We start from the raw sequence: 6,134 nt of genomic DNA, 5'->3' as shown, positions 1-6,134 counted from the left end.
AGTCGCTGTCGTTCTCAAAATCGGTGGAGCTGCATGACAAAGTCATCGGGCATTATCTGAACATAAAACACTATCAATAAGTTGGAGTCATTACCCGCAGAACATTACGCAAGAATATGGGCGGTTCCCGATATGGCTGCTCTTAGCTGCCGTGGTGTTGTTTTTGGTCACGCTAGTGGCAACGGTAAAATTTTTAGTTAAGCATTTAACCGTAGGTAAAAGTCGAGTTGTTATCCTCTCATCATTCCTGATTGTTTATGCCATCAGATTTCATGCTGTGTTTTCGGATGTGTATGGCAGTGGATATACGCTTAACGGCTATAACACCATATGGACATTCTTCTTCCTGTTTGCCTGCCTGTTAGCCTATATCGGTTGTTCCGGGAATAGACAATACCAAGGGACCTATATCCCCCCAACGACTACGCAGCCTCAAGGCCATAAAGCCTATGCTTCCCAAACAGAAATTGATACCGATATTGCGGTGAAAGGATCAAGTGTGTTATTCGATCCAAATCTGGATATTGTGGAACAACGGCGCTATCGGGAAGCGCTTGAAAAGCGAAATAATGACAGCCTGTAAGTTTTTTAATCTGTAATCCGTCATTCATATGCCCTGTTTAATACAGGGCATATTGCATTTAATAGAGGTTTGCACCGTCGCTATCCGCTACTTAACCCTTCTGCCTAGCGCAAAGCACATCATCGGCAGCGGCAGGGTCACAATCAGCAGCATCCACAGCAGCGTATACACCGCATCCACGCCGTCGTTTTGCAGGTTGGTATAGAGTTTGACCGGGATGCCTTGAGGAAAATAGGCGAAAATCATCACGATGCCAAATTCACCGACGGCCCGCACCCAGGCAAGGGTAACGGCAGAAGCAAGGCCGGGAAAGGCGATGGGAAGCGTGAGGTAGCGAAAGCGATTCCAGCCCGAAGCGCCGAGAGTCTGACCGGCTTCGAGAATATCTTTGGGCACGGTAGCGAACGCCGAGCGGGCGACCACAATAAAGTAGGGCAGCGATCCGTATATCTGCGCCAGCACAAAGGCTGCCGGATTGTTGACCAGCGTTACGCCAAGTTTTGAGATCCACGTGCCGACTAACCCATAGGGCCCCAGCGCCGAGACCAACAGGATACCCATTGCCAGCGGCGGGGTGAGCAAGGGGATCATCACCAGCAATTCCCCCAGTAAACGGCGGCGTCCGCGCGCCTGCGAAAGCCACCAGGCAACGGGCAGCCCAATGGCGACCGTGATGCACAGCGCCACGCCTCCAAGCCCCATCGAGACGGCGATGGCATCCCCGTCTCGCCATGCCAGCTGCAAATGGTGCCACGGTGTAACGCTAACCAGGGTAATAAAAGGAATGCTCAGCAAGAGAATAGCGGGCAGCGAGAGCCAGCCCGCTATTCTGGCTGGGCGGTTTAGCGGGCGTATAGCGCGTCCCCTTTTGGTTCCGCGTAACCGTACTGTTTAAACAGCGCCTGACCCTGTGCGCTTTGCATAAATTTAACGAATTTCTCGCCTTGTTCAACACCGTTAGGCGCATTTTTCAGCACCGCAGCGTAGAACACCATCGGCTGGGTATGCAGAACCTGGTTTTTGCCCTGGGCGTCTTTAATGGTGAAGTTGACGGTGTCATACCACTGCTTTGCCATCGCCGGGTTGCTCAGGTTAATCTCATCCGGCAGCGCCACATACGGCAGGTGCGCGGAGCGAATTTCGCTCTCATAGCCGGCGGCGGCGTCCACCTGACCACTCTCAAGGCGTGATATCAGGCCGCCTTCCTGGTGGGTCTGCTGCGGGTTTTGCAGGCTGCCGAGGATTTTCATCGCGATGCCCGGCTGCTGGTAATATTTCTCCGCCAGCATCAGCGTAAAGACGATGTTCTGACCTTTCGGGTCGACGTACGGGTCGGTGCGCCCGAAGCTGATATCTTTTTGTGCCAGCAGATTAAGCCATGAGCCATCGTGTTTCTGATTGGCGGCGGCAAACTGAGCGCCATATTTCCCTTTCGGATTGTACGCTACCACCATGCTGGTGCTGGCAACGGGCACGGCTTCATCAATCAGCCCGGCATCTTTGAGGATCTGCATTGGACCAGGGTTGATGGAAACAAACACATCGGCCTCAATTTTATGGCTGGCTAACAGACGAGCCATACCGTATGCCCCCTGACCTTGCCCTTGATAGTCACCGTTATCGGCTTTACTGAACGCAGGCCCTAACCCTTGATCCATGACTTTGCCCATTGAACCGGCGTAGGTGACGCGGATGTCTTTTGCGAACACCGCTGGGGTACATACCATCAGCGCCAGAATCCCGTACTTCATTTTTCCTGAAACCATCGACTTGTCTCGTTATGTAGTTTTATACATAGCGATTTTTCATGAAAAAGGCGGTGCTGGCAACGACGATGAAACGGTCGTTGAGCTTAAATTGAAAAAATACTCACTATGGAGTAAATCCTGTGTCTAACTGTTTCTAAATATTAACATTTTATGGTGATGTTAAATGATAGAACGGCAGGATATTTAAGTCTTAATGTCTAAAAATGGCGGTAAATATGACTGCGATACTTACTTTGCTGAATTATTCGGGAATGACGAATATTAAAATTGTTATTTTTTCTAGTACATGAAATACAATTCGTCAAATTAAAGGAGGTCATTTAACATGTTGATTTAAAGGGATTATATCTCAACATAAAAACCCTATTTTTATCAACTATTCTTCCTTGCGTAATGGCGATTCCTGGTTATGTTTTTATAGGGTGAGGAAAAATAATGTATCTCAACCGATTACCTTCTGGGGTTATATAAAATACTGTAAAATCGAGGGTCATAATGAAAATAAAGCTTATTGTCAGAAGCCTGGCGCTGGCAGGTTTTATGTCGACAATTATCCTCCCGGCCTATGCCGACGTGACGCCGAAAGAGGCGACGGATACCACGCAAAAAGCTAATGACGCACTCTTAACTCAGCTGCCTTTCTCCGACAATACCGATTTCACCAACGCCCACAAAGGCTTTATCGCCGCGCTGCCAACCGATGTGATTAAAGGCGAGCAGGGCAACGTTATCTGGAACCCGCAACAGTACGCCTTTATCAAAGAGGGCGAAAAAGCCCCGGCTACCGTCAACCCTAGCCTGTGGCGTCAGTCGCAGCTGATCAACATCAGCGGGCTGTTTGAAGTGACCGATGGCGTCTACCAGATTCGCAACCTCGATCTTTCCAACATGACCATTATCGAAGGGAAAGAGGGGATCACCGTCGTTGACCCACTGGTCTCGGCGGAAACCGCCAAAGTGGGGATGGACCTGTACTACAAAAACCGCGGCAAAAAGCCGGTGGTGGCAATCATTTACACCCACAGCCACGTTGACCACTACGGTGGCGTGCGCGGAGTGGTGGATGAAGCAGATGTGAAATCCGGCAAAGTTAAAGTGTACGCACCGTCCGGCTTTATGGAAGCGGCGGTGGCGGAAAACATTATGGCCGGTAACGTAATGAGCCGCCGCGCCAGTTACATGTACGGCAACCTGTTAAAACCGGATGCGAAAGGGCAGGTTGGCGCAGGGCTGGGTACCACCACCTCGGCCGGGACCGTCACCTTAATCGCACCGACCAATATTATCGATAAAGATGGGCAGAAAGAGACGATTGATGGGCTGACCTATGACTTTATGCTGGCTCCTGGCTCAGAAGCGCCGTCTGAAATGCTGTGGTTTATCGAAGAGAAAAAGCTGATCGAATCGGCAGAGGACGTGACGCATACGCTGCACAACACCTACTCGCTGCGCGGTGCGAAGATTCGTGAACCGTTGCCGTGGTCGAAGTATATCAACGAAGCGATTGTTCGCTGGGGTGATAAAGCGGAAGTGATTATGGCGCAGCACCACTGGCCAACCTGGGGCAATGAAAACGTGGTGAATCTGCTGAAGAGCCAGCGTGACCTCTATCGTTACATCAACGACCAAACGCTGCGCATGGCAAACGAAGGGCTGACCCGCGATGAAATCGCCGCCAACTTCAAGCTGCCGGACAGCCTGGCAAATACCTGGGCTAACCGTGGTTACTATGGCTCGGTGAGCCACGACGTGAAGGCCACCTACGTGCTGTACCTCGGCTGGTTCGACGGCAACCCGGCGACGCTCGACGAGCTGCCGCCTGAAGAAGCGGCGAAGAAATTTGTCGACTATATGGGCGGCGCTGAGGCGATTCTGAAAAAAGCCAAAGAGGATTACGACCAGGGCAACTACCGTTGGGTGGCGCAGGTGGTCAGCAAAGTGGTCTTTGCCGACCCGCAAAACCAGGATGCGCGCAACCTGGAAGCCGATGCGCTGGAGCAGCTGGGTTATCAGGCCGAATCGGGCCCGTGGCGTAACTTCTACCTGACCGGCGCGCAGGAGTTGCGTAACGGCGTGGTGAAAGGGCCAACGCCGAACACCGCCAGCCCGGACACGGTGCGCGCGATGACGCCGGAAATGTTCTTTGACTATCTGGCCGTACATATCAACGGCGAGAAAGCAGGGAAAGCGAAGTCGGTGTTTAACATCGATTTGGGCAATGACGGCGGTAAATACAAGCTGGAGCTGGAAAACGGTGTGCTGAACCATACCGCCAATGCGGAAGCGAAAGATGCCGATGCAACCCTGACCCTGGATAGGGCAACCCTGAATAAAATCATCCTGAAAGAGGAAACGCTTAAACAGGCTGAAGATAAGGGCGAAGTGAAGATCAGCGGCAACGGAGCAAAACTCGACGAGATGCTGGGCTATATGGACAAGTTTGATTTCTGGTTCAATATCGTCACGCCATAACCCTGTAGGCCGGATGGCGCTAAGCTTATCCGGCCTACCGTCAGGACAAGCTTTTATTGGTTTGAATTTAAACAACGTTGCGCTTTATGGCACATCTGTCGATGTGCGTAAATGCAACGTTGTGTCATTTTTACAGGTAGGATTATGCAAAATTTACCGCCGATTCGCCCGGAGCAGAGCATTCAACGATTGACGGCGCTGCTGCAGCCGATAGCCGAAAAAATGAAGGTGGTTCCCCGTAAACGGATGACCTGGACGCACAAAAACCAGCCGCAGCTTTTTCTCTTTCTGGAAGGTGAACTCTCCATCTTACGGGCGTCAGACGGCCTGCTGATTGTCACCGTGTATGACCCTCATCTGTTCGGTATTGCTGAGATGATCCAGCCGGTACGCGGCCATTTGCTGCGGGCAGAGTCGGAATCGACCATTCTACGCGTGGATGCACAAACGGCGATGCAGCTGTTCCGTGAAGAGGGCGTCTGGGAAGATGTGGCTTCGGTGTTGTCGTATCACACCGCCTATCTTTTTTATCGTGACGCGCTGGTGGTGCAACAGCGCACCTATTCGGTGATTCGTAATCACCTGCAAGAGATGATATTACTGCCTGAAGAGACGCGCATGAAAATATCGATCCTGGATTATATTCAGGAGCGTACGCATCTCTCGCGCAGTAGCGTATTAAATGTATTATCGGCGCTTAAAAACGGCCATTATATCGAGTTTAAGCGCGGGGGTTATTTAATGTCCGTCAGCAGCTTGCCTGAGGGATTTTAGTTCAATGAAAAAAGCTCACTCATCGATGATGAGTGAGCTTTTTTTTATCCTTTTTCCAGTGGCTGCAGTGAACTGCCCACGTGGTTAAGGCCGTCGAGATTCTGCGCTTTCAGATAATAGCGGTTGATAAGCTGCAGCTGGTCGAGCTTGGATAGCGCCGCGTAGACCTGGTGCGCCTCGCTATGAACGTCGAAAATGTCACGGCTGCTAACATTCTGTAGATACTGTGTTTTTAGCGCATCGGTGACGTTTTCTATGATGCGCTCATTGTTCTGATATTGTGCAGCGAGCGCGTTGGGCTCCGCAGGGTATGGGCTCTGTGCGACCACCGGAATTTGCAGGGCATCAATTTTGCTCAACGTTTGCGGTTTATCGGCACTGCACGCCGTTAACGTGGCGGCCAGAAGCAAAACAGTCACTTTATACATGGTGTTTCCAGGCTTTACGAATAAGCTGCCTATTATCTTTTTATACCGAGGCCTGACGACCAACGATTTGTTTATTTTTAAATGTATTGTGGGCTTGCAGTATAAATT

At 51.0% G+C, this 6,134-nt stretch carries 7 protein-coding genes; 4 read left to right on the top strand and 3 right to left on the bottom strand.

Annotated elements, in window-relative coordinates; all coding sequences use genetic code 11:
- A partial coding sequence (locus HII27_RS21670) for an IS1 family transposase (protein ID WP_001401901.1) occupies positions 1 to 80 on the top strand: 80 nt, incomplete at its 5' end.
- Complete coding sequence (locus tag HII27_RS21665) at positions 77 to 583, top strand: hypothetical protein (protein ID WP_185669496.1); 507 nt, start codon at positions 77 to 79, stop codon at positions 581 to 583. The genes HII27_RS21670 and HII27_RS21665, both read left to right, overlap by 4 nt.
- Before the next feature lie 87 nt (positions 584 to 670).
- On the opposite strand, the gene HII27_RS21660 is transcribed toward HII27_RS21665, so the two are convergent.
- The gene (locus tag HII27_RS21660) at positions 671 to 1,411 is read right to left on the bottom strand and encodes a molybdate ABC transporter permease subunit (protein ID WP_185669495.1); all 741 of its coding nucleotides are present in this window, start codon (positions 1,409 to 1,411) and stop codon (positions 671 to 673) included.
- Positions 1,412 to 1,425: 14 nt separating this feature from the next.
- A complete protein-coding gene (locus tag HII27_RS21655) occupies positions 1,426 to 2,334 on the bottom strand; it encodes an extracellular solute-binding protein (RefSeq protein WP_185669488.1) in 909 nt (302 codons plus the stop codon).
- A gap of 513 nt (positions 2,335 to 2,847) precedes the next feature.
- Between HII27_RS21655 and HII27_RS21650 the strand changes: the two genes are divergently transcribed.
- Positions 2,848 to 4,824, top strand: coding sequence for an alkyl/aryl-sulfatase (locus HII27_RS21650; protein WP_185669487.1), 1,977 nt, complete (start codon positions 2,848 to 2,850; stop codon positions 4,822 to 4,824).
- Positions 4,825 to 4,968: 144 nt separating this feature from the next.
- The gene (locus tag HII27_RS21645) at positions 4,969 to 5,598 is read left to right on the top strand and encodes a winged helix-turn-helix transcriptional regulator (RefSeq protein ID WP_185669486.1); all 630 of its coding nucleotides are present in this window, start codon (positions 4,969 to 4,971) and stop codon (positions 5,596 to 5,598) included.
- A gap of 44 nt (positions 5,599 to 5,642) precedes the next feature.
- On the opposite strand, the gene HII27_RS21640 is transcribed toward HII27_RS21645, so the two are convergent.
- Positions 5,643 to 6,026, bottom strand: a complete 384-nt coding sequence (locus HII27_RS21640; protein WP_185669485.1) for a hypothetical protein — start codon at positions 6,024 to 6,026, stop codon at positions 5,643 to 5,645.
- Between the last annotated feature and the right edge of the window lie 108 nt (positions 6,027 to 6,134).

Origin of the sequence: Kluyvera sichuanensis, assembly GCF_014218705.1 — a bacterium.
In the GTDB taxonomy this organism is placed as follows: domain Bacteria; phylum Pseudomonadota; class Gammaproteobacteria; order Enterobacterales; family Enterobacteriaceae; genus Kluyvera; species Kluyvera sichuanensis.
The sequence above is the reverse complement of the archived record's forward strand: the minus strand, read 5'-3'. Positions and strand labels throughout refer to the sequence as shown.

Excerpts from the sequence above, each read along its gene's own strand:
- HII27_RS21655 (WP_185669488.1), bottom strand. The coding sequence starts at position 2,334 with ATGAAGTACGGGATTCTGGCGCTGATGGTATGTACCCCAGCGGTGTTC.
- HII27_RS21650 (WP_185669487.1), top strand. The coding sequence starts at position 2,848 with ATGAAAATAAAGCTTATTGTCAGAAGCCTGGCGCTGGCAGGTTTTATG.
- HII27_RS21645 (WP_185669486.1), top strand. The coding sequence starts at position 4,969 with ATGCAAAATTTACCGCCGATTCGCCCGGAGCAGAGCATTCAACGATTG.
- HII27_RS21640 (WP_185669485.1), bottom strand. The coding sequence starts at position 6,026 with ATGTATAAAGTGACTGTTTTGCTTCTGGCCGCCACGTTAACGGCGTGC.